Genomic DNA, 22,930 nt, shown 5'->3' on the forward strand with positions numbered 1-22,930 from the left:
GCCGCACCGGCGCCCGGCTGCCGTGGCCTCAGGGCCGAGGGCTGTTCCGCCGGGCCGTCGGCCTCCGTGCGCTCAGTGCGGCGCGGCCGGCTCCGCCGAGGCGAACTTGCGCGCGGCCGGCTCCGGTACGCCGAACTCGCGCTCGGCCGTGGTGGTCACCCACATCGGGAGCTGCGCCACCGCGATGGGCGGTGAGGCGGGGAAGCCCGGGCTGATGGCCCCCTTCGGGAAGAACGCCACCAGGCATCGGCGGCACAGCCAGGCCGCCTGCCAGACCCGGTGGCGCCTCTCCCAGACCGCGAACTGCTTCGCGGCACCGTCCTCGGCCGCCTTGACCCGCCGTCGTCTCGTCGACAGCTGCACAACGAGCCCGGCCACCGCGAGGGGCACGGACAGGAACAGTGGGCCGAGGAGGTAGCCCAGGCGGTAGGCGGGGCTGGCGTCCTGCAGATCGGATAGGTCACCGGCAAGGTTCTTCAGCCACAGGGCGGTGACCACGGCCGCCGCGATGTAGAGACCCATGGCGGGCCTGCTGCGCTCGGCCGTCGCCCGCACCGGGGGTGGGGGCGGGGGTGGCAGGAGTAGGCCGTGCTCCGTTGCCGGGAGCGGGTCGCCGGTGTCGATCAGGGCGTGCGGCACGCTGACGGTCCGGTCGGACTCGGTGCAGTGGGGGCATACAGCGTTCATCGGCCGGTCGTGCTCCGGTCTGACGTGCACCTGCAGGTGGTGCGTGGACGGCGTGACAGCGTATTAGAACACGGACGTGCGAACGCCCGTCACATGATTTCGCAGGTCAGCCCAGCCGTTGCAGCAGCCGGTCGATGGTGGTCCTGCCGTCGCGGACCTGCTCGGCCCAGTACTGCCACGCCGGGCAACGCAGCATCGCCTCGGCGAGTGCCGTCCCGTCCGGCGCGGCCCCGGACACGTCCGCGGGCGCGGCCCAGGCGGCGGCGTTGAGCAGCGTTCGGGTCAGACGGTGGGCGAGCCGGAAGGATGCTCCCGAGTGGAGGAGCAGGGCCTGGACCGCCTCCAGTCCCCCTTCCGCGTGGGCCGGGCGCAGGCGTTCGATCCAGCCCTGTGCCCACCAGGGCCCGAGAGGGGTGGGGTCGGTGCGGGCGAAGGTCGGGGTGAGAGCCGTGGCCAGGCGCGGCAGGGCGTCGGCGGTCGCCGCGGCGAGGTGCGGGTACTCCCGCTCGAAGTGGTGTCGCCCGGGTCCGAGGCGGTCGGCGAGGGCAGCGATCGTGTCTGCGTCCACCGGGTGTTCGGCGTAGTGGGCCTCGCCGGTGGCGAAGACGTCCCGCAGCACCTGGTAGGGCAGCGGGGTCGACTCGGCGAGCAGCAGGGCGTCGTAGAGGTCCTTGCCCTGGGGGTGGATGTCGGAGACCAGCCACATCAGTTTCCACGCGAGCGACAGTTCGCGGGTCGCCGCGGCCAGCCGGGCACCGGGGCCGTCCAGGGCGGGCAGCAGGACGGGCTCGGGCGCCACCGTCGGCGGTTCGTTGAAGACGAAGTCGAGCTGCACGGCACCGCCCGGCAGCCCGTCGGCGTGCCAGGGCAGGACCAGTCGCCTCCCGGGTACCCGGTCGTACGTCCAGATCTCCTCGCTGACCGCCTCGGCCGCGCGGAACCGCACGGTTGCAGTGCTCGCCGCCTCCGCAGCGCAGGCGATGCCCTGCAGCAGGTCGGTGGTGCGGTCCTCCTCGATCCGCCACTCCCGCGGGACGACCACGAAGTCCAGGTCGCCGGGCTCGCGGGCGGCGTCGCCGTACCAGGCGCGGAGTACCACGCTGCCGCGCACGACCAGGTGCCCGGCCCAGGGGGAGTCGGCGACGGCCGCGAGCAGCAGGTCCATGGCGCGTCGGCGCGCCGCGTACCAGGCGGTCGACAGCGCGGGGTCGGTGAAGTTCGGGTCGGCGGCGCGGAAGGCGTTGGGGTGCTGCGTGAGCGCCGGATCGAACACGGCCGCCTGCGTGGCGCGGTCGTCGTCGACCGGACGCAGCGTCAGCGGCAGACCCAGCCCCGGCAGGTGGGGCGCCGGCACCGAACGCGGCACGGTTCCGCGTTGCAGGCCGGTCCGGATGTCGTTCATGGGTGCTGCGCTCCTCTCCCGGGCCGGCATGTCCCGGCCCCGGCCGTGGATCACGGTAGCGGCCGGCCTGCTCCCGCCGGAACCGGATTACCGGCGCCCGCGGGGGCCGGGCCATCAGACCGCTGGCCTGCTCGGCTCGTCGCCGGGGGTGCCGCACCTGTCCGGCCGGGCTGATCGTGTGCTGCCCGTATAGGGTCGCCCACGTCGGCAGGTTCGAAGCTGTTGAGGGGGAAGCGCATTGGAAACCACGGTCACCGGATCCGGTCCGACGGGGGACGCCGGGCGGCGGCGCCGCGATCTGGCCGCCCGCTGGTGGAAGTGGGCGTTCTCCGCGCCGGCCGGGCACTCTCCCGTGCGGGACCGGACCGGGGAACACGCGGCGTGGGGCCAGGCGGCCGACGTGTGGTTCCTGGCGGGGACGTTCGGTGGGCGGGCCGAGCGGCGGTGCCGCGTGCCGGCGGGGACGCCGCTGTTCTTCCCCGTGTTCACCTACGAGATCACGGCGCTGCTGGCTCCCCTCGGGGCGCCGCGGATGCAACTGGCCGTCGCGAAGGCGGACCTCAACGGCTCACCGCTGCCGCTGCACGAGACCTCCGCCGGGTGGTACTGGTCGCGGGGCCTGCCCCGATCGACGTGGGGACACTGGTGCAGCATCGAGCCGCTCAGGCCCGGCCAGTACGTGCTGTGGTTCAAGTCGGCGACGCCGGAGGACTTCCGCGTCGAGGTGACCTACCACCTCGAGGTGGCCGACGAACCGGCCGTCAGGTAGGCGATCGGCGAGAGGCTCGAGGAGGCGGACGAGGTCGACGACCAGCCCGGCGTCGAACCGCCGGGCCTGGAACTGCTGTTGGTCACACCATCGGGTGGCTTCCGCACAGTGGCGGCGAGCGCTGCCGACTTCGGCGCCCTCGCCGGATTAGGGTCCGTCGACCGAACGATCCGATCGAGACCGACCGTGAGGCCCGTATGTCGAGCGCAATGTCCGATGTCGATCCGACGAAACCCAGTATCGCCAGGGTGTTCGACGCCTTCCTCGGCGGCAAGGACAACTACGAGGTGGACCGTGAGGTGGTCCGCGGCGTGCGGAAGGCCGCGCCGGAGGCCGCCGACCTGGCGGTCGAGAACCGGGCCTTCCTGATCCGCGCGTGCCGGTTCCTGGCCGCCGAGGCCGGTATCACCCAGTACCTGGACTGCGGTTCGGGCCTGCCGACCGCGGAGAACACCCACCAGGTGGTGCAGCGGATCGATCCGGACGCGCGGGTCGTCTACGTGGACAACGATCCACTGGTGCTGGCCCACGGCCGCGCGCTGCTGGAGGGGAGCAGGACGGCCGTCGTCGTCGCCGCGGACATCTTCGAGCCGGAGAAGCTGCTGCGGAACGAGGTGGTGACGTCCCACCTGGACTGGAGCAAGCCGATCGCGCTGCTGCAACTGGGCACGCTGCACCACTACAACGGCGAGCACCTGCGCACCCGCAGGGACATCATGCGCGGCTACCTCGACGCTCTTGCGCCCGGCTCCTACGTGGCGATCAGTCACTTCCTGGACCCGGAGGACGAGTACAGCGCGACCGCCCGGAAGATGGAGGACATGTTCCTGCACAGCATGATGGGCAGTGGCACCTTCTCCACCAGGGCCGAGTTGCAGGACCTGTTCAACGGCCTGGAGATGGTCGACCCGGGCCTGGTGCGGTGCGCCGACTGGCGGCCCGATGGCCCGCGGGCCGGGGAGCTGAACGCGGCGCAGCGGTGCATCGCCGGCGGCGTCGCCCACAGGCCGTAGGCGGCGCACCGGCGCACCGGCGGTGGGCCGTTGCTGCATGGCGGTGGCCGTGGTCGGCTGAGGGTGCGTCGGCGAGGTGCGACCCGTTGCAGGGGCGCCGCCGCAGGGGCCGTCACCGAACGTCCGGTCGGGGGGTGGTAGCGGCGCGTATCTTTGGCATGTACGCTCAGTGGTGGTGGCAGGTCGTGGAGACGGCCGCCTTCGCGCTCCGTGGGGGGAGCGCTGGGGCGGCCGTGGTGACCTGCTGGGCCCGGCTGTGTATTCCGTGGGGGAGTGCCGGCCGGGTCCATCTCCTCGTACTCCGTTGTACCCGGCCGAGGCCGGATTTATGCCGGGTTCATGCCAGGTCCCTGTGGTGTCGGCCACTGCGGGGCCTTCCTGAGCCCGCGTCGGTCGCAAATGCACCCGCGAAGGGTCACCACGCCGGCCGACCGCCGCCCGTCGGGAACCCCGCCACGGGGGCCGGTGTCAGTGACCCGCCTTACCGTCCTCGGCATGACGCAAGCCGTACACACCTACGCCTACCTGCGCCCTTCCGCGGTGCGGCAGAACACCGACGGACGCAGCCTCGCCCTTGAGACCTCCGGCGGCGCCACCCCGCTCGGCCAGGCCGCCAACCCCCGCTTCTTCAGCGGCTTCCTGACCTCCCCCGCGGCCGCGGCCGCCGCCCTCCTCACGGTCGCCGACATCGCCGCGGCCCGCTACCACCAGCCCCGCCTGCGCGCCTCGCTCGACCCGGTGGTCACCGCGGACGGCGACCGGCTGCGCTTCGAGTCCTTCTCCGGCTGCTGCGGCGTCCACGCCCGCCTCGACGTCCTCGCCGACGGCCTCGACGGCGGCGACGTCCACCACGGCACCACCAACGTGGACATCAACAACCCACTGCGGGAGAGCCTGTCACGGCTCGGCGGCACCGACCCGCTGCACCTCGCCGTCGGCCCCGACGCCCTGGAGGTCACCACCCTCGACGGGCCCCTGGTGGAGAAGAAGGTCCCGCTGCCCGAACGCTGGCTGCGCGGCTTCGCCGAGACCCAGGTCATCGCCGCCACCTTCGAACTCCGCGCCGAACTCCCCGCCGCCGAGGCCGTCCGCTTCCTGCGCGCCCTGCCCCGCGGCGGCGACCGCTCCGCCCCGCCCGGGTGGGTCGTCCCGGCCGGCCGCACGCTGCGCCCGACCGCCCGTCCCGTCCCCGGCGCCGTCTGCCTGCCCGGCCCCGAGCGCCTGGCCGCACTCCAACGCGTCCTGCGGCACGCCCTCGCCCTGCGGATCTACGGCCCGGCCCAGGTCAACGGCCCCGCCGCGTCCGCCTGGGAGATCGTCCTGCCCGGCATGCGGCTGACCCTCACCCTCTCCCCGGACGCCACCCGCGGCTTCTCCGGCGAAGGCGGAGTGCTGGACGCCCTCGCCGCTGAAGGCTCCGCGGACGACGCCGACCTGGTCGCCGCCCTGCTCGCCTGGGACCCGCGGATCGACCCGGCCGAACTCGCCGAACAGGCCGCGATCCCCGTCAGCCGGGTGCGCGCCGCACTCACCCGCCTCGGCACCGCCGGCCGGATCGGCTACGACCCCGCGGACGCCGCCTACTTCCACCGCGCACTGCCCTACACCACCGGCCACGCCGAGGCCCACAACCCGCGGCTGACCGCCGCCCGCGCCCTGCACGCCGCCGGCGCCGTCCGGCTGGAGGACCAACGCGCCGTCGTCACCGTCGGCGACCACGTCCAGCACGTGCGCACCGGCGCCGACGGCGCCCTCGGCTGCACCTGCCTGTGGTGGGCCAAGTACCGCGGCGGACGCGGCCCGTGCAAGCACGTGCTCGCCGTCGGCCTGGCCCGCGCCGCCCGGACGGAGGACGCCCGGTGAGCGAGCTGACCGACCTGGTGCGCCGCGGCCGCACCACCCGCACCGCCCAGCTGATCGCCACCCTCACCCCGGAGCAGCGCCGCTGCGAGCTGCCCGCGCTGCGCGCCCTGCGCACCGAGTACGGGCGGAGCCGGCACACCTCCGCCGGTGCCTGGACGGCGCTGCTGGTGGCCGGCGCCGGCTGCCACACCGCGCCGTCGGCCGTCGCCGACTGGCTGGGCGGCCGGGCGTTCGAGGACTGCTCAGGCTGGCGCGACCCGGCGCTGCTGGCGGTGCTGGAGCGCCAACCGGCCGAGTGGCGGACCGCCGTGGTCGCCCGCCTCGCCGAACGGCGCGCCCCCGGCTGGCGCTGGTCCGAACGCTTCCTCCTGCTCGAGAACCTGATCCACCGGCTCGGCTGCCCCGTACCGACCGCCGACCCCTTCGTCGTGCAGTGGGTCGGCGAGCGGGCCCGCCCCGACCAGCGCAGCGGCGCCCTGCCGCCCGGCACCGACCTGCACGCCCGGCTGGCCGCCGACCCGTTCACCCCCGCGCTCGCACCCCGCCTGTTCGAGGTGGCGGAGATCGGCACCGACCTGGAAGGGCCGTGGGCCGCGAAGGACGACTCACAGCGCTGGCCCGCCGTCCTGGCCCGGCTCGCCGACGACGGGATCCTGGACCGCGCCGACCTGCTGACCCGCTGCCTGGCCCGGCTGCTGCGCGGCGGCCGGCCCGCCGAACTGCGGCCGTTCCTCACCGTGCTCAAGACCTTCGCACCCACCGAGGACGAGTACACCGCACACGTCCCCACCCTGCTCGGCCTGCTGGACGGCCCCTCCACCCTCGCCGGCCACGCCCAGCAGGTGCTGGCCGGCCTGGAGAGCGCCGGCCGGCTGCCCGACGAGGCGCTCGAGCAGGCCTCCGGGGTCCTGCTGTTCCGCCCGGAGAAGAAGCTCGTCCGCGCCCAGCTCGGCTGGCTCGACCGCGCCGCCCGGGCGGCACGCGACCGGTCGGGACCGGTGGTACTGGCCGCGGCCGCCGCCCTCGGCCACCGGGACCGCGGCCTCCAGGACCAGGCACTCAAGGTGATCGCCCGTCACCTCCCGGTGGCCGGCACCGCCGTCCTCCCGGCACTGCGCGAGGCCGCAGCCTCGCTCGACCCCGCCCACCACGCCCGCGCCGCGCAGCTGTTCGGCACCGAGATCGCCACCGAGGCGCACCGGGAACTGCTCCCACCCGTACCGGCCCCGCGGCCCGTGCCGCCGCCCGTCGCGACCCCGGCCGAACTCGCCGAGGAACTCGGCGCGGTACTCGCCGGCGACCAGGACCCCGTCACCTTCGAACGCACCCTGGACGGCCTGGTACGGCACGCCTGGCAGGACCGGGCCGCGCTCGCCGAAGCGCTCGCGCCCGTCCTGGGCCGCAACTCCTGGCACCCGCTGCACCCCGTCGCCGAAGCCGCCACGGCGACCTCCGTCCCCCGCGCACTCGCCGTGATCCGCGGCCGCGACGACCGGCTGCGCGGCCACGACGAAGGCAGCGGCTTCACCGACCACCTCGCCTCCCGCATCGAGGAGACGGTCCACCGGCTGGCCACCCGCCCGGTCCCGTACCTGCTCGCCACCCCGACCGCCGCCACCGGCGCGCTCGACGCGGCCACCCTGGTCGAGCGACTCGCCGGCTACGAGCACCGCGGCACCGCCCCCGGCCCGGTCGACCTCACCCAGGCACTGCTGCGCGTCACCCCGACCGGCGACCCCGAGGTACTCGCCGCGGCCGCCCGGCTGGAGTCGCCGGAAGGCGAGCGGCTCGCGGCCTGGCTGCGCACCGGCGGGCTGCCGCACCAGGCCTCCAGGGCGGAGGTCACCGCCGCCGAGACCCTGCTGCCCTGGGCGGTGCCGACCCGCAGGCTGGCCCGGCAGGACGGCTCGCCCCTCGCGACCGGCCTCCCGCGGGACACCGCCCGCCTGCTCGGCCCGACCGAGCAGCGGCACCGCCGCTCGTACTGGTCGCCCTGGACGGACGCCCACCGCGCGGCCGTCCTGCCGCACCACCGCGAGGAGACCGCCGCGCGGCTGCTGCACGTCGTGGCCGCCGCCGCCGACCAGGACGACCGCGGCGCCGCCGCCGTGCTCCCGTACCTGGCGGAGGCCGACGGCCCGGCCGGCCTCGCGGTCCACCTCGCCGTCGGCCACGGCCTCGGCGCCCGCCACCGGGAGGACCGCACCGCCGCGGTGGACGCCCTGCTGGTCCTGGCCGCCCGCGGCGACCTGGACGGCGACCTGCTCGGCCGCGAGAGCGCCGAGCTGATCCGCCTCGGGTCGGTCAAGCCGGCCCGGCTGGCCGAGTCGCTGCGCGCAGCGGCCGACACCGGGGCGTACAGCACCGTGTGGACGGTCCTCGCCGCGCTGCTGCCCGGCCTGCTGGCCCAGGACCAGGCCAGGCCCGGCGACCTGCTCGCCCTCGGCGCGGACTGCGCCCGCCGCAGCGGCGCCCGCGGGCCGATCGCCGAGGTCACTGCCGTCGCCGGCCGGGGCGGCGCCGGCCGCGCCGTGCGGGAGGCGGCGGCCCTGCGGGACGTCCTGGCAGGCTGATGGGGGGCGAGGACGGCGGCGCGGGCGGGCGAGGCCGCTGCGCCGGTCCCGCCCGTACCGGCCGGGGTCACAGGAGGTGGAGGTGGTCCAGAGCGAGGTAGGCGGCGGCGGTGTCGGTCATCGCGCCGCTGCGGAGCACGGTGGCGCGGAACTCGGGCAGGGGGAGGGTTACCACTTCGATGAACTCGGTGCGCTCCGGGGCGGGCTCGGCGACCTTGACGCAGTCGGTGGCGCAGAAGGCGAGGCGCAGGGCGTCGGAGTAGGCGTCTTGCCAGTACGGACCGGCCAGGTGGATCTCGCCCTGGTAGCCGGTCTCCTCCAGCAGCTCCCGGGCGGCGGCCTCGGCGGCCCGCTCACCGGGTTCGACGATCCCGCCGGGGAGTTCGTACAGCACGCGGGCGGGGCCGGGCCGGTACTGGCGGGCGAGGACGACCTGCCGGTCGGCGGTGAGCGCGAGAACGGCGGCGGCCGGGCGTTCACGCTTGAGGTAGAACTCCTCCCGCGCCCCGTCGGGCAGCTCGAAGCCGACGCGGTCCACGGACCGTCCGAACCTGCTGAACACGGCGGTACGTTCGAGTTCGCGCCACGCCGCGATGTCGGTCGTCATGGCAGGACCGTACGGCACGGCGGGCAGATCTACCGGACCCGTCGGCCGGCCGCATCGGCCCCAGGACGTAGTCCCGTGGGCCGATGCCCGGGCGAGCGTCAATCGACGGTCCGATGCCGGACGGGAAGGGCGCGTGACAGCGTTCCTTCGTGCCCAACGAATATCCGCTGCGGCACGAATGACGATCCGTCACCTCGGGAGGGGAACCCTTGACCATCACGCCGTTCAACAGCCGGACGAGCATGCCGCGCCGCCGTGTCCTGGGAGCCGCGCTGGCCGCGGGAGCCGCCGTGCCGCTCGCCGCCGTCGCCGCTCCCGCCTGGGCCGCCCCGGCCACCCCGGCGGATCCCGCTCCGGCCCCGGCGCGGCTCACGCTTCCCGCACCCACCGGGCCGTACCCGGTGGGCACGGTCCAGCTGCGCCTCGTCGACCGGTCGCGCCCGGACGGGATCGCGGGGCCCGGGCACTTCCGCGAGCTGATGGCCGCCGTCTGGTACCCGGCCAGGAACGTCGACGGGTACCCGCCGGCGCCCTGGATGCCGGCCGGCGCCCTCCAGGCGTACCTCACCGACGCGGGGTTCGGTGCCCTGGCCCCGCTGGCGCCCCTCACCGCCGGCCGGGTGGGCGCCCCGGTGCGGCGCTCGGGCCCACGGCTGCCCGTCCTCGTCTACTCCCACGGCGCGCACAGCCACCAGGGCGACCACACGATCATCGTCCAGGAGCTCGCCAGCCACGGCTACGCGGTCGTCACGATCGCCCACCAGTACGACACGTACACCGAGTTCCCCGACGGCCGGATCACCGTCCCGAACCGCGACCAGCAGGCCCCCACCTTGCCGGGGGACTTCGCCGCGGACCTCCGCTTCGTCCTCGACTGCGTCGAACAGCTCGCCGCAGGGTGCAATCCGGATGCCGACCGGCGGACCCTGCCGGCCGGCCTGCTCGGCTCCCTCGACCCGGACCGCATGGGCGCGTTCGGCTGGTCGAAGGGAGGGACGGCCACCGCCTGTGCCGCGCTGGCGGACCGGCGGATCCGCGCCGGGCTGAGCCTCGACGGGCCGATGGTGATGAACCCGCCGCTGACCGGCGACCTGGACCGGCCGTTCATGATGATGACCGCGGACTTCACCCGGGCCACGGACCCCGCCGCGGCCGCGTTCTGGCCGCACCTGCGCGGGTGGCGGCTGGACGTCCGGGCCGAGGGCGCCGTCCACGTGTCGTACGGTGACAACGAGGCCCTGTTCGCCCAGGTGGCGACGCTGCTCGGATGGAGTGCGCAGCAGCTCCAGGCGGCGATCGGCACACTCGACCCCGACCAGGGGGTGAGGATCCAGCAGGCGTACCCGCTCGCGTTCTTCGACGAGCACCTGCGCCACCGCCACGGGCACCTGCTCGACGGGCCGTCCCCGGCCTTCCCGGCGGTGACGTTCCTCCCCTGAGCACCCGGGAGGGACGGCCCAGGACCAGGCGCCCGGCCCGCCCCGGACAGGGTCAGGTCACGGCAGGCCGACCCGCACCGCGACCTCGTTCCGACACAGCCGGCCATCGACCCACAGCGCCAGGTCGAACTCCTCGAAAGCCGCCCCGCACTCCGTCAGCAGCCGCTCGGTGAAGCCGGGCAGCGCCTCCGGCGCCCCGGACCAGCCCGCCGTCCGTGCGGCGGCGCGGAAGCCCGGCCGTCCGGCACGCAGGGCCAAGGTCTCCGTCACCGCGTCGCCCGCCGACTCCGCATCGGGGATGAACCGACCGGGCGGGCACGCGTGGAACCGCGGCCCGGGCCGGTCGGCCGCCGCCGCCCGGTCCGCCGCCCCGGCCGGCGAGAACAAGGGGACGGCCGGCTGCGCCGCACTCCCCAGCCACAGCTCGATCTCCGTCCCGCGCACCTCACGCGGGTCGATCCGGTAGCTGTAGGAGCCGTCGGCATCGAGGCCGAAGGCGGTCTCCAGACCGGGCCACGCACCGTGCAGCCGCGACACCGCCGACCGGCAGAACGCCCGCAGGGCGGCGGTGCTGTCCCCGTCCTCGCCGGCCGTCTGGTCGATCGTGACGTGGAGGTAGCAGTCGTAGGGGCGCTCCGCCGGCCACTCGGCCGAGGACTCGCCGACCGCGGGACCGAGCAGGTCGCCCGGTTCGGTGCTCATCCGGAGGCCGAACAGCGACCCGTCCGGTCCGGTCGTGCGCTGCCAGCGTACGGCTGACGGGTCATCCGGCAGGCCCAGCGCCGTGGCCACCTGCCGGACGGTGAGGGCGTCGCCCGTGCGGCGCCGTACCAGGAGGCCCGCGTCACTCGCCATCGCCCAGCACCCCCGGCCCTCGCCCATCGGTTCGTCACCGACCCTACCGGAGCGGATCCGGCGCTCGGCCGCCGGAGAACGGCTGCGCGGGCCGGGTGGCAGCAGCCACCCGGCCCGCGCAGGGCCGCCCGTCAACCGGTCAGGGACCGGTGGTGCTGTCCAACTCGGTGTTGTAGTCCGCGAGTCGGGCGATCTGGGCGGCGCTCAGCACGCCCTGGAACGCCCACACGTCGTCCAGCTCGCCGGAGAAGTACTCACCGAACGTGCCGGTGGCCTTCGCCCGCCCGAACTGCAGGCCGCCGGTGGCGTCGAACGGCCGCACCGCCTGGGCCCACGAGGTCCGGCTGGTGCAGTCCGCCGCGCCGGTCGTGCAGACCTGGTTCTCCAGGTCACCGTTGACGTACAGGCTCAGCCGGCTGGACAGCGCGTCGTAGGTGAGCGCCAGATGCGTCCAGTTCTCCAGCACCGACGGCACCGGGGAGTGCACCACGATGGTCCGGGCGGCGCCCGCCGCGTCGGTACCGGCCAGCACGGCCTGCCACTCACCCAGGTGCTCACCCGTCTTCGGGTCGTCCTTGAGGTAGTGCCAGCGCAGCGTGGCCGCGTCACCGGTGGTACCGCCCTGCGAGAGCACGGTCATGTCCCGGGTCGGGGAGCCCGCGGTGTTCGCCCAACCCGCCAGCGTGAAGCTCTGGTTGGTGTGCACCGGAGCGGCGCCGGTGGCCGCGTGGGCGGTGGTGCCGTTCAGCTGCAGCGTGCCCGTGTTGACGTACAGACCGCCACCGGCGTTGATGGTGGCGCCCCCGCCGAGCTGCGCGGCCGGCTTCGCCGGACCCTCGCCCGGGCTCGCGGTGCCGGTGACGCTGTTGAGCTTCCACCGGCCGGCCAGCTGCGGACGCTGCGCGACCAGGTCGGCCGCCTCCGCACCCGTCACGACCCGGTCGTAGATCCGCACGTCGTCCAGGTCGCCGCCGAAGAACTCGGCGTTGGCGCCCTCCCGGTTGACCGCGCCGACCTGCAGCGGTCCCGGGCTGCTCCACGGTGCGGTCTGCGTGTAGTCCGCCTCGCCGACCAGGAAGCCGTTGATGTACAGGCGGGTCTTCTTCGCCACCGCGTCCGAGACACCCAGCAGATGCACCCACTGGTTGTCGGTGCCGGAGAAGCAGGGCACCCCGTTCACCGTCGTACCGGCGGTGCAGTCCGGCTGCGCGGCCCGGACCAGGGTGTCCGCGGAGGTGTCCTCCTTGTACCGGCCGAAGATCCACTTCTTGCCGTAGGCCGAGTAGTACAGCGAGAACTCGTTGTTGTGCTGCCCGTTCTGGGTGACCGCCATCTTGGCGATGGTGTCGCCCGCCGCGGGCTGCGGCAGCCGAGCCCACGTCGACACCGAGAAGCTCCGCGTCCCGTCGACCTGCGGGCGCACGGTGCGTGCGTAGCCGGTCGTCCCGTCGAAGTGGACCGCCTTGCCGGCCGTGCCCGGCACGCCGGTCTGGACGCCTCCCGACGTGGTGAGGGCATCGGACTCCGGATAGCCGGCCACCGTCGCGGCGGCGGCGTCCTCGTCGAGGTGCCAGACCGCCTTGGCGGGCAGGCCCGTGGCCAGCGGACGGTCGGCTGCGACCGCGACGGCCTCGGCCGCGGCGAGCGGCCGGTCCCAGACCTTGACCTCGTCCAGGGTCCCGGCCCAGAAGTCCGTAAAGTCGCCCCGGTACGCGAGGCGGCCGATGTCCAGCGGCCCGCGGGCGCTCCAGCTGACCGGAGCGGGAATGGTCGCGGTGGGGACCCCGTCGACGTACAGCGCCATGGTCTGGTTGGCGGAGTCGTAGACGCCGGTCAGGTGGGCCCAGGTGTTGAGGGGGGCGGGCGTCGGCGAGGCGGCGATCTGCCAGGCGTAGCCGGCGCTGTCCTTGGTGGTGCTGACGAAGGCCCACTTGCCGTCCCGCTCTCCCAGGCTGAAGGAGGACATGTAGGTCCCCTCCTGGGCGACGGCCATGCGGTTGTGGGTGGCGTCGGTCAGGTAGACCCACGCGGAGAGGGTGAAGCTCTTGGTGGTGTCGAGGACCGCGCCCTGGGTGGTGGCGTAGGAGCCGGAGGTGCCGTTGAAGGCCGCCGCCGTACCCAGGTGCCCGGGGGACCCGGTCACCGCCGCGCTGCCCTTGGTGGCGTCGATCCGGGCGCCGGTTCCGGCGAGCGCGGTACCGGAGGACTCGTCCATGGTCCAGCCGGTGCGTTGCGGCTGGCCGTTCAGGACGCCGAAGTAGTACGTCTCCGGCTGCGAGGCGTTGCCCGCCTTGTCCAGGGCCCGCACCGACAGGGTGTGCACACCGGGCGTCTCCGGCAGCACGTCGACGGTCTGCGGTGCGCCCGCGGTGGTGGCGACCTCGTGGGCCGCGGAGGCCGTGGTGTCCAGGCCCCACTGGTACTTGACGACGTCGGTGGCCGCCGAGTCGATGGTGAAGGCGCCGTACTTGCCGACGCCGTCCGTCCACGGCAGCGCCGCGGCGCCGTCCTTCGAACCGGGGTAGGAGGCCGAGGTGACGGCCGGCCCGTCGGGCGCGGAGGTGTCGACGCGGAAGTAGCAGTTGGTCGCGTCGCCGACCGAGGACCACGGCCCCCAGCTCGCGCCGTCCCAGGCCCTCATCTCCCAGCCGTAGGCGCCCTTGGCGGCCGCGGGCATGGGCGGGACGGTGAGCGAGAACTGCGAGCCCGACCCCTTGAAGGTGTCCGCCGCCGGTGCCGCACCCGCCGACCCGGTCGACCACCACCGGCGGGCGAAGCCGGTGCCGTCGTCCCAGCCGACCGCGAACTGGACGCCGATGGCCTCGCCGTCCGGGTCGTCGGCGCGCGCCGTGATCTGGGGCCACTTGTTGATCGTCACGCCGGTCGACAGGCAGCTGCCGGGGGACATCGTCAGACCGCTCATCAGGGTCTGACGGGGCGCCAGGTTGTAGTGCACCCGCAGGAAGGCGTCGTCGGTCAGGCGCTTCCAGCTGTTGGAGTCGCCCTCGTTCTCGGCCTTGAGCCCGAAGGTGGTCCAGGACCAGCCCCAGTTCGCGGCGTCCTGGACCAGGTCCTTGACGCCGCCCGAGGTACCGCCGAACTCCAGCCAGCCGCCCGGGCAGCTACCGCTCCAGCCCTTGGCCGCACTCATGGTCTGCAGCTTGCGGCTCCAGAAGCCCGAGGCGTTCTGCGCGTTCCAGTTCGTGCCCGAGGACACCCAGCCGGTGTTCCACAGCTCGATGTTGCTCGGCGAGCACGACCAGGAGTGGCTCTCGTAGGTGCCGAACTCCGCGCTCAGGATCTGCTTCCCGATGAACGTCGACGTCGGGATCTGGAAGAACGCCCGCTTCACGTCCGACGGCGCACAGCGGCTCGAGTCGCCGCAGTAGCCGACGCCCCAGTCGTGGACGTAGGTGCTGTTGTAGGTGAAGTGCCAGTAGGACTGGGACGCGTAGTAGCGCGACACGCCTGTCCAGTCGGCGGCGTTCGGCGTGTTCCAGGCCGGGTCGATCATGACGGGGAAGACCGTCGCGGGGTCGTCCAGCATCGCCTGGTCCGGGGTGAGGACCAGCTTGTCCTGGGCGGCCGGCAGGTCGACCTTGATCCGGGCGACCTTCGCACCCTCACCGGGCAGCAGGTCCGGTGCGGGCAGCGCGGCGGACTCCTGGGCCGGCGCGGCGAGGCTCCTGGCCTTCGCCGCCGGTGCCGCCTGGGCGGCGGCTGCCGGGCCGGAGGAGTCCCACATCACCGGCGTGGGCGCCTCGAAGACGGTCCCGCCACCGTTGCGGTCCACCGCGGTCAGTGAACCGTCGGTGGCCTGCTTGACCGTCAGGCCGTCGCCCTTGAGGCCCAGGCGCAGCTGGTCGAGCTCCGGGTTCTTCGCCGCCGCCGCGGTGTGCACCACGAGGATCTGGCTGAAGCCGGTCCGGGTCGCGGTCAGCTTCAGGTCCACGTCCGGCAGGATCGAGCGGTACTCCGCGGTGCTGCCTTCCACCACCGGCTTCGGCAGCGCGTGGGGCCAGTTGAGCTTCAACTCCTTGCCCTGCGAGGCCATCCGCACCAGCGGCTGCGAGCCCCCGCCGCCGGAGAACACCACGTCCGCCGTCGCGGCCTTCGGCGCCACCGAACCGTCCGCGCGCACGGCCAGCGCCGGATCGATGTCCACCCAGCCGCCGGGCTTGCGGACCCGGTGCGGCTGCACGTACGTGGTCGCCACCAGCTTGCCGTCCGGCTGGGCGACCACGTCGCTGGTCTCGGTCCGCTTCGAAGCCACCTCCACCGGCTTCCCCGACCGCTTGGCCTCCGCCACCGCCGCGACCTCGGCCGCGTCGGTCGAGGTCACGCCCACGCCCGCCTTCGCCGGATCGGCCGAAGCTCCGTCAGCGGCGTACGCGCCGACCGGAAGCAGACCGGAGCCCACCAGCGCTCCGGCAGCCACGGTCGCGGCTATCCACGCCCGCGTCGCCCGTCTCCACTCTGTTCTTGCCACGCCTTCTCATCCCCGAATTCTTAAGATCTTCTAATGCGAAGCAGATCTTCGTGAACCATCGAAGCGGGTGTCAACAAAAGCGCGAGGTCAAGGGGGTCGACCCGGTGCGTTTCGGGTGGAGCAAGCGCGACCATGTCTGCCAAATCTGGACAATGTGCAGGTAAAATGTGCGCTAAGTCACACGGGTTGGTGACGTGCCGTCGGAATCGGCGGAAATGCCGCGCGCCAGCGGCCGCGCGCAGCCTGCGCCGAGGCGTCGCGGACGAGCCCGAGCGGCACCGATCCGATTCGGCTCCTGCCGGATCGGGCCAGTTGACGGGCCGACGGGGAGAGCCCCCGGGGTGCCAGGGCGGGTCGCGGGCCGCTGCGCCGTGCCGGTCAGCTGTGACAAGGGCCCGCGGTCGGGCGACAATCCAGGGCATGGATGACGCATTCACACTGATCCGGCAGGCCGTCGACCTCCTGGCCGAGGACGCCGCGGCGGAGAACGGCCGGACGGTCCGGACGTCCGGGGGGATATCCGGCTCCAGGAGTGGGAGATGGCGCTCGATGTGCTCATCGAGATCGCGGATGTCCGTCCGGTGCCCGTCGCCTTCTGGGAGAAGCTCGCCGAAGCCGCTCGGCAGATGAGGATGGAGAGCAGCCGGCGTTGGTGCGAATGGCGGGCCTGGGAGGTCGAGCACGGCACGATCCGGGCGATCCTGACCCTGCTGGGGGCGGACGAGGGCGGACGCCAGGGTCCCTTCGCCGGGGACGGCCGGCTCAGGCCACTGTGGGACATCGGTCACCGCACCGCAGCCGGGCAGCAGGACCTGGACACCGCCCGGCTCTGGGTGGAGTTCACGCCGCAGCTCGGCCCGGGAGGAACAGCGGACGTCCGCCTGGCTCCCCTGCGGCCCGGGCGGTGGCGGCATCTGGAACCCGGTGATGTGATCACCATGCACGAGGTGCGCTCCGCCGCCGGCATCGCCGAGATCATCGAGGTCCTGCCCCCTCGCAGCCTAGGTGCCGCAGGCCGTCCCGGCGGATGACTCCCGCCGGTCCGGCGAACCGCCCTCCCGGGGTGCGCGGGTGCGGGTGGGTCAGGAGAGCCAGTCCGCGTAGTGGGTGGGGGCGAGCCGGGCGTCCCTGTCGGTGAGGACGTCGCCCTTGACGACGGCGAACATGCCTGCGGTGGGGTCGGTGACGACGGTGCGGTGGTCGCCCTTGCGGGACAGGGTGATCCGGCCCAGCTCGTCCAGGGGGAGGATCTCGGGGCCGGCGATGTTGCGGATACCGCCGAGCGGGCTGCCCACGGCGACCTCTGCCACCGCGGCGGCCACGTCCGCGGCGGCGATCGGCTGGATCGGCGTGGCGGGCAGCCGGACGGTGTCCGCGTCGGCGGTCCAGGACAGCACGGCCGCCATGAACTCCATGAACTGCGTCGCCCGCACGATCGAGTAGGGGATCGGCCCGGCCGCGAGGATGTTCTCCTGGAGGACCTTCGCCCGGTAGTAGTCCAGCTCCGGCACCTGGTCCGCGCCGACGATCGACAGGATGACGAAGTGGCCGACACCACCCTTCCGGGCTGCGCCCAGAAGCGAGTCCATCGAGGTCTGGAAGAAGGCGAGGGACGCCTCGTCGAAGGTCGGGGAATTCGTCAGGTTGACGACGACGTCGGCCCCCGCGACCGCCCCGTCCAGCCCCTGGCCGCTGATGACGTCGACCCCGGTGGACTGTGAGTGCGGCACCGCCTCGTGCCCGGCGGCGTTCAGATCCCTGACGACCTGTGACCCGATCAGCCCGGTACCGCCGATGACCGCGACCTTCATGACGTGCCTTTCGTCGGGAGTATGTCCGCAATATGGCATATGGCACCTGGCCGCAGCTGTGGGCGCGCCACGCGCCCGGGCCGAACCGGCTGTTCGCCGTGGTCGGAGTCGGGGACCGGCGCCGGAGCGCGCCCGGTCCCGGAGCCGCCCGGCGCGCGCTGCGCCGTGCGGCTCCGGGACCGGGGCCCGCCGTGATCGACCGCTCGGGCTATCCGGCGGACGCCGCCGACCGGGCCTGGACGTCCTGGAGGGCCGCCACCAGGGAGTTCACGTCCTCGACGGTGTTGTACAGGGCCAGCGAGGCCCGTACCGCCGCCTGCAGCCCGAAGGCGGCCAGCGCCGGCTGTGCGCAGTGGTGACCGGCGCGCACGGCGATGCCCTGCTGGTCGAGGGCGCCGGCCAGGGCCATCGGGTCCGCCCCGGCGAGCAGGAAGGTCAGCACGCCGATCTTCCCCGGGGCGTTGCCGATCAGGCGCAGACCGGGGACGGTGGCCAGCGCCGCCATCGCGTACGCGGTGAGCTGTTCCTCGTAGGCGGTGGCGGCCTCGCGGTCCAGCGCCGCGAGGTACTGCAGGGCGGCCCGCAGCCCGGCCACGCCGGCGATGTGGCCGGTGCCGGCCTCCAGCCGGTGCGGGACCGGGGCGTACGTGGTCTCCTCGAACCCGACCGAGTCGATCATGTTCCCGCCGCCCTGCCACGGGGGCATGGCCTCCAGCAGCTCGCGCTTGCCGAACAGCACGCCGATACCGGTCGGGGCGAAGATCTTGTGCCCCGAGAAGGCGTAGAAGTCGGCGTCAAGCGCGGTGACGTCGACCGGGAAGTGGCTCACCGCCTGCGCGCCGTCCACCAGGACCTTCGCGCCGTACCGGTGGGCGAGCGCGGTCATCTCGGCCACCGGCGGGACGGTGCCCAGCACGTTGGAGGCGTGCGTGAGCGCGACCATCCTGGTGCGGGAGCCGAGCAGGTCGCGGTAGGCGTCCTGGTCCAACTGCCCGTCGGGGAGCAGCGGGATCGGGCGGATCCGCGCCCGGCGCTCGGCGGCGATCAGCTGCCAGGGCACCAGGTTGGAGTGGTGTTCGGCGGCCGAGACCAGGATCTCGTCGCCGACCCCCAGGTTGGCCCGGCCCCAGCTCTGCGCCACCAGGTTGACGGCCTCGGTGGTGCCCCGGACGAACACGATCTCGCCCTGGTCCGGGGTGCCGAGCAGGTCGGCGGCGGCCTGCCGGCCCTCCTCGTAGACCTGGGTGGCCTGCTTGGCCAGGGTGTGCGCGCCGCGGTGGACGTTGGAGGTGCCCATCGCGTAGTGCTCGCCGACGGCTTCGACCACCTGGCGGGGCTTGAGCGTGGTGGCGCCGTTGTCGAGCCAGACCAGCAGGCGGCCGTTCACCTCCCGGTGCAGCTGCGGGAAGTCCCGCCGGACGGCCTCGACGTCGAATCCGCCCGGCGGTGCGGCGGGCGGCGCTGCCGGGGGCGTCGGGGCGGTCGGGGCGGTCGGCGGCGTGCCGCCGGAAGGTGCGGCTGCCGATGGCGGTGTGGCGGTCTCCCGGTCCGGCTGCTCGGGCAGCCAGTACCGGGGGCCGCCCGCCAGGTGGGCGAGCGCGGCCGGCAGCGGCGGCGCCTCGGGCGGCGGAAGCGTGCCCGACTGCGGGGAGCCCCAGGGTGGTTGGGCGGTCGCGGTGCCGGCGCCGCTGCCGTCAGGAGTAGTCATAGTAGTTCGACACCTCGACGTTCTGGAGCACCGCGACGGCGTCGTCCACCAGCGCGGCGGTCGAGAAGTAGCTGGTCACCAGGTACGAGGTGATGGCCCGGCGGTCGACGCCCATCGGCCGGACCGACAGGCCCGGCTCGACCTCGTCCGGGACGCTCGACGGCCGCAGGCCCACCACGCCCTGCTCCGCCTCGCCGACCCGCATCAGCAGGATGTTGGTGGTGCCGGGCGCGGAGTTGCTGGAACCCCTGAGGTCCAGCTTGTCGGAGGGCAGCAGCGGTACGCCGCGCCAGGTCAGGAACGGGCTGCCGAAGAGCTCCACGATCTGCGGCGGTACCCCGCGCCGGGTGCACTCGCGCCCGAACGCGGCGATCGCCCGGGGGTGGGCCAGGAAGAACGCGGGCTGCTTCCAGACCCGGGTGAGCAGCTCGTCCATGTCGTCCGGGGTCGGCGAGCCCTTGCGGGTGTGCACCCGCTGGGTCGGCACGACGTTGTTGAGCAGCCCGTACTCCGGGTGGTTGAGCATCTCCCACTCCTGGCGCTCGCGCAGCGCCTCGGTGGTCAGCCGCAGCTGTGCCTGGACCTGGTCGATCGAGGAGTTGTAGATGTCGGAGACCCGGGTGTGCACCTTCAGCACGGTCTGCGCGATGCTCAGCTCGTACTCGCGCGGGGACTCCTCGTAGTCCACGAAGGTCTGCGGCAGCTCGGGTTCGCCGCTGTGGCCCGAGGTCAGGTCGATCGGGTGCTCGCGGTCGGCCGGGCCCTGTCCGTCGGCGGCGTACGCGTCCAGGCGGGCCCGCAACGCTGGTTCCCGGTCGGCCAGTTCGGCGAGCATCCGGTGCTCGAGGGAGAGCACCGTACACGGGGTGAGGGCCCGGACCTGGTACGGGGTCGGCTCGCCGCGCACCCAGGCGCCGTCGTCGAAGTAGTCGCCGTCGCCGAGGACGGAGAGCAGGGCGTCCTCGCCGTACTGGCCGGTGGCGCGCTTCTCGGCGCGGCCGAAGGTGATGACGTGCAACTGCCCGGGCGGGGTGTCGGCGCCGGCGATGAGTTCACCGGGCTCGACCTCGCGCTGGACGAAGCCGTTGGCGAGGGCGCTCAGCATCGAGCTGTCCAGGTCGCGCAGGAAGACGATCTCGCGCAGGTCCTCGGCGATCACCCGGGCCTCGCCGCCGCCGTCGGTGAAGGTGCCGATCAGCCCGTCGCCGAGGATGAAGCCCCGCCGGCGGTTGACCCGGTAGACGCCGGCCTCCAGATCGACCCAGGGCAGCACCCGCAGCAGGTAGCGCGGGGTGATGCCGAGCATCTGCGGCGCGGTCTTGGTGGTGGTGGCCAGGTTCCTTGCGGCGGAGGTGCTGAGGCTCCGCTGGTTCTGCGGAGCGGTCTCGGTGGTCATGGCGCGTCCCTATCCGTGAGTAAGAGATCTGATGACACGTCAACTTGCTTGCCGTGGAGGCGAGATGTGGTCACGCTCCGGGCTTCACGGAGATTGTTGCGGGCGGATTGCGCGGCTGCGAGCGTGTTCGATCGTCCCCGATTGGTTCCGGTGCGCACCAGTGGGCGCGGGGGTCATCAAACTCACTCGAACGAGTGATATCGGGCCATAAGGGGCAGTGGGATGTTCGAAAGCGCCGCTTGGATGTGGGTCGTCGAGGAGTCGGCGGCAGGGCATTCCAACCCGCCGGTTGGTGGCTTCGTATGCTTGGGGGCATGGCATGGGACACCGAGAGGACCAAGCGGCTGCTGCTCGATGCGGCCGTGGACGAGTTCGCCGCACATGGGCCCGAGGGTGCGCGGATCGACCGCATCGCGGCCGCGGCCGGAGTGAACAAGGAGCGGATCTACCCCTACTTCGGGGGCAAGCAGCAGCTGTTCGCGGCGGTGGTCCAGCGCGAGCTCGAGCAACTCGCCGCCGCCGTCCCGCTGGAGGAACCGGACGGCGGGACGGTGGACCTGCCGGAGTACGCGGGCCGGGTCTTCGACTACCACCTCGCCCACCCGCACCTGCTGCGCCTGCTCCAGTGGGAGGCGCTGTGCGGCGACGGCTCCGCCCCGGTCGCGGGGGAGGGGAGCAGGGCCGCCCACTACGCCGAGAAGGTCGCCGCGGTCTCCCGGGCCCGCCGCGGCTCCGGGGGTGCCGGTGACGCCGCGAGGGGTGAGGTGCAACTCCCGCCCGCGGACCTGCTGTACGCCGTGATCGCGCTCGCCGGCTGGCAGTTCGCGGCGCCGCAACTGGCCCGCATGATCATCGGCGGGGCGGTGGATGCGGATCCGGCCGCGAGGCGCGCCGCCGTGGTGGACATGGTGCGCAGGCTCGCGCTCTGACCGGCCTGCGGGGCCCACATCTCCAACTCAAGGGTTGGAGATGTGGGTGCGCTCGCGCTAATATCCAACTCGTCAGTTGGAAACATTCGCACCAGGAGACCGACCATGACGGCCATGCCCGCACGCCCGAACGCCGCCCTCGTCCTGATCGAGTTCCAGCGCGAGTGGCTCGACCCCTCGCACGGCCGCCTCCACCACCTCGTCGAGGACCGCGACCTGCTGGACACCGCCGTGCGCGGCGCGGCCGTCGCGCTGGCCGCCGCCCGGGAGCACGGCGTTCCCGTCGTGCACGTGCCGCTCGTCCTCACCCCGGGCGCGCCGGAGCTGGAGAGCTGGACCCCGGCCGTACTCGGCCTGCGCGCGGCGATCCCGAAGGCCGGCACCTGGATCGAGGGCAGCGCGGGCGTCGAGTTCGCCGAGGACTTCCGGCCCGCCCCCGGCGAGCAGGTCGTGCGCGGCCGCGCCGGCGCCAGCGCCTTCGCCGGCTCCTCCGACCTCGACCTGATCCTTCGCCGACTCGGCGTCACCGACCTGTACCTGGCGGGCTTCGCCACCCACGTGTGCGTCGAATCCACCCTGCGCGAGGCCCACGACCGCGGCTACACCGCCCACGTCGTCCACGACGCCTGCGCGGCCTTCACCCGGGCACAGCAGGACCACGTCCGCGAACACGTGATCCACCACTTCGGCGACGAGACGGACGCCGCAGCCTTCGCCGCCTCCCTCGAGGCGCCGCTCCCCGCCCACTGACCGCCGGCAAGCGGACGCCGTCGGCGGGGACGGGGGAGAGGCGGTGCGCTGCGCGGAGTGGGTGCACGACATGTCCGCCGGGCCCGAACGGTGGCCCGACCCGGGATGTGTCGGAGCCGTGGGCTACGGTCTGGTGCGCAGTACTGGATCTTTAGGGGGAGGCCCGGAGGTGGTGATCGACCTGCCCGGTGCGGCGGAGGCGTTGCTCCGCCGCACCGGCATCACTTGGCCATCGGTGCAGGGGGACGAGGTCCGGGAGTCCGCCTCCCACGTCCGGGGGTTGCGCAGAGCCAGGAGGCCGCGCTCGCGGGGGTGGGTGCCGCATGAGCAACCGGATCGTCAGGGCCCTGGAGAACGGGGCGCAGAAGCTCGGCACGACCCTCGCGCACCACGCCGGCACCGCGGTGCGCAAGCTCTACAAGCAGGCCGGGGACAACCTGACCAAGGTCGCGAAGAACACCCGCGACCTCGACGCCAAGCACGCCGCCGACCTGCGCAGGATCACGGGTGGCGAGAACGAGGACCTGCCGCACTCCCCGCACTCCCCCCGCTCCGGGGGCCACCGGGGAACGGGCGAACGGCCGCTGGGCCGCGGCGGCCGCAACGGACAGGCAGTCGACGGCAACACCCGCTGCCTGA

At 73.6% G+C, this 22,930-nt stretch carries 16 protein-coding genes and 1 pseudogene; 9 read left to right on the top strand and 8 right to left on the bottom strand.

The window, feature by feature from the left end; all coding sequences use genetic code 11:
- Positions 1-72: 72 nt before the first annotated feature.
- Positions 73-687 (bottom strand): hypothetical protein, encoded by a 615-nt coding sequence (locus tag AB0D08_RS11720; protein ID WP_359887968.1) that lies wholly within the window; start codon positions 685-687, stop codon positions 73-75.
- 106 nt (positions 688-793) lie between these two features.
- Positions 794-2,089, bottom strand: a complete 1,296-nt coding sequence (locus AB0D08_RS11725; protein WP_359887971.1) for a nucleotidyl transferase AbiEii/AbiGii toxin family protein — start codon at positions 2,087-2,089, stop codon at positions 794-796.
- 238 nt (positions 2,090-2,327) lie between these two features.
- On the opposite strand from AB0D08_RS11725, the gene AB0D08_RS11730 reads away from it, so the two are divergent.
- The 4 genes from AB0D08_RS11730 to AB0D08_RS11745 all read left to right on the top strand — a co-directional run bounded on the left by AB0D08_RS11730 (position 2,328) and on the right by AB0D08_RS11745 (position 8,307).
- Positions 2,328-2,858, top strand: coding sequence for a hypothetical protein (locus AB0D08_RS11730; RefSeq protein ID WP_359887974.1), 531 nt, complete (start codon positions 2,328-2,330; stop codon positions 2,856-2,858).
- 209 nt (positions 2,859-3,067) lie between these two features.
- The gene (locus AB0D08_RS11735; protein WP_359887977.1) at positions 3,068-3,871 is read left to right on the top strand and encodes an SAM-dependent methyltransferase; all 804 of its coding nucleotides are present in this window, start codon (positions 3,068-3,070) and stop codon (positions 3,869-3,871) included.
- Between the two features lie 495 nt (positions 3,872-4,366).
- Positions 4,367-5,734 carry an SWIM zinc finger family protein gene (locus tag AB0D08_RS11740; RefSeq protein WP_359887980.1) on the top strand — a complete coding sequence of 456 codons (1,368 nt, stop codon included), beginning with the start codon at positions 4,367-4,369 and terminating at the stop codon, positions 5,732-5,734.
- Positions 5,731-8,307, top strand: a complete 2,577-nt coding sequence (locus tag AB0D08_RS11745) for a DUF6493 family protein (protein ID WP_359887983.1) — start codon at positions 5,731-5,733, stop codon at positions 8,305-8,307. The genes AB0D08_RS11740 and AB0D08_RS11745 overlap by 4 nt, the downstream gene beginning before the upstream one ends.
- 67 nt (positions 8,308-8,374) lie before the next feature.
- Here the strand turns inward: AB0D08_RS11745 and AB0D08_RS11750 are convergent, their stop codons facing one another.
- Positions 8,375-8,914: an NUDIX hydrolase gene (locus AB0D08_RS11750; protein ID WP_359887984.1), complete on the bottom strand. Its 540-nt coding sequence runs from the start codon at positions 8,912-8,914 to the stop codon at positions 8,375-8,377.
- A 209-nt stretch (positions 8,915-9,123) separates the two neighbouring features.
- On the opposite strand from AB0D08_RS11750, the gene AB0D08_RS11755 reads away from it, so the two are divergent.
- Positions 9,124-10,353, top strand: a complete 1,230-nt coding sequence (locus AB0D08_RS11755; protein ID WP_359887987.1) for an acetylhydrolase — start codon at positions 9,124-9,126, stop codon at positions 10,351-10,353.
- A 57-nt stretch (positions 10,354-10,410) separates the two neighbouring features.
- Here the strand turns inward: AB0D08_RS11755 and AB0D08_RS11760 are convergent, their stop codons facing one another.
- On the bottom strand, positions 10,411-11,208 hold the full coding sequence (locus AB0D08_RS11760; RefSeq protein ID WP_359887990.1) for a hypothetical protein: 798 nt from the start codon (positions 11,206-11,208) through the stop codon (positions 10,411-10,413).
- 139 nt (positions 11,209-11,347) lie between these two features.
- Entirely contained in the window at positions 11,348-15,550 is a 4,203-nt protein-coding gene (locus tag AB0D08_RS11765; RefSeq protein WP_359887993.1) for a LamG-like jellyroll fold domain-containing protein, read from the bottom strand.
- 686 nt (positions 15,551-16,236) lie between these two features.
- On the opposite strand from AB0D08_RS11765, the gene AB0D08_RS11770 reads away from it, so the two are divergent.
- Positions 16,237-16,728 (top strand): hypothetical protein, encoded by a 492-nt coding sequence (locus AB0D08_RS11770; RefSeq protein WP_359887995.1) that lies wholly within the window; start codon positions 16,237-16,239, stop codon positions 16,726-16,728.
- Between the two features lie 51 nt (positions 16,729-16,779).
- On the opposite strand, the gene AB0D08_RS11775 is transcribed toward AB0D08_RS11770, so the two are convergent.
- From AB0D08_RS11775 to AB0D08_RS11785, 3 genes are all read right to left on the bottom strand, one after another.
- Positions 16,780-17,508 (bottom strand): NAD(P)H-binding protein, encoded by a 729-nt coding sequence (locus AB0D08_RS11775; protein WP_359887997.1) that lies wholly within the window; start codon positions 17,506-17,508, stop codon positions 16,780-16,782.
- A gap of 208 nt (positions 17,509-17,716) precedes the next feature.
- Entirely contained in the window at positions 17,717-19,216 is a 1,500-nt protein-coding gene (locus tag AB0D08_RS11780; protein ID WP_359887999.1) for a cysteine desulfurase, read from the bottom strand.
- Positions 19,203-20,612, bottom strand: coding sequence for a family 2B encapsulin nanocompartment shell protein (locus tag AB0D08_RS11785; RefSeq protein ID WP_359888001.1), 1,410 nt, complete (start codon positions 20,610-20,612; stop codon positions 19,203-19,205). Before AB0D08_RS11785 ends, AB0D08_RS11780 begins: the two co-directional genes overlap by 14 nt.
- A 314-nt stretch (positions 20,613-20,926) precedes the next feature.
- Between AB0D08_RS11785 and AB0D08_RS11790 the strand changes: the two genes are divergently transcribed.
- The 3 genes and pseudogenes from AB0D08_RS11790 to AB0D08_RS11800 all read left to right on the top strand — a co-directional run.
- Positions 20,927-21,541: a TetR family transcriptional regulator gene (locus AB0D08_RS11790; RefSeq protein ID WP_359888004.1), complete on the top strand. Its 615-nt coding sequence runs from the start codon at positions 20,927-20,929 to the stop codon at positions 21,539-21,541.
- A 114-nt stretch (positions 21,542-21,655) separates the two neighbouring features.
- A complete protein-coding gene (locus AB0D08_RS11795; protein WP_359888007.1) occupies positions 21,656-22,291 on the top strand; it encodes a cysteine hydrolase in 636 nt (211 codons plus the stop codon).
- Positions 22,292-22,614: 323 nt separating this feature from the next.
- A pseudogene (locus tag AB0D08_RS11800) lies at positions 22,615-22,930 on the top strand (hypothetical protein); the annotation flags it as partial.

The organism is Kitasatospora sp. NPDC048540, from assembly GCF_040651175.1.
Lineage (GTDB): Bacteria > Actinomycetota > Actinomycetes > Streptomycetales > Streptomycetaceae > Kitasatospora.

Coding starts and splice junctions, on each gene's coding strand:
- AB0D08_RS11735 (WP_359887977.1), top strand. CDS start 3,068: ATGTCCGATGTCGATCCGACGAAACCCAGTATCGCCAGGGTGTTCGAC.
- AB0D08_RS11760 (WP_359887990.1), bottom strand. CDS start 11,208: ATGGCGAGTGACGCGGGCCTCCTGGTACGGCGCCGCACGGGCGACGCC.
- AB0D08_RS11775 (WP_359887997.1), bottom strand. CDS start 17,508: ATGAAGGTCGCGGTCATCGGCGGTACCGGGCTGATCGGGTCACAGGTC.
- AB0D08_RS11740 (WP_359887980.1), top strand. CDS start 4,367: ATGACGCAAGCCGTACACACCTACGCCTACCTGCGCCCTTCCGCGGTG.
- AB0D08_RS11790 (WP_359888004.1), top strand. CDS start 20,927: ATGGCATGGGACACCGAGAGGACCAAGCGGCTGCTGCTCGATGCGGCC.
- AB0D08_RS11720 (WP_359887968.1), bottom strand. CDS start 687: ATGAACGCTGTATGCCCCCACTGCACCGAGTCCGACCGGACCGTCAGC.
- AB0D08_RS11780 (WP_359887999.1), bottom strand. CDS start 19,216: ATGACTACTCCTGACGGCAGCGGCGCCGGCACCGCGACCGCCCAACCA.
- AB0D08_RS11795 (WP_359888007.1), top strand. CDS start 21,656: ATGCCCGCACGCCCGAACGCCGCCCTCGTCCTGATCGAGTTCCAGCGC.
- AB0D08_RS11725 (WP_359887971.1), bottom strand. CDS start 2,089: ATGAACGACATCCGGACCGGCCTGCAACGCGGAACCGTGCCGCGTTCG.
- AB0D08_RS11785 (WP_359888001.1), bottom strand. CDS start 20,612: ATGACCACCGAGACCGCTCCGCAGAACCAGCGGAGCCTCAGCACCTCC.
- AB0D08_RS11770 (WP_359887995.1), top strand. CDS start 16,237: ATGGCGCTCGATGTGCTCATCGAGATCGCGGATGTCCGTCCGGTGCCC.
- AB0D08_RS11750 (WP_359887984.1), bottom strand. CDS start 8,914: ATGACGACCGACATCGCGGCGTGGCGCGAACTCGAACGTACCGCCGTG.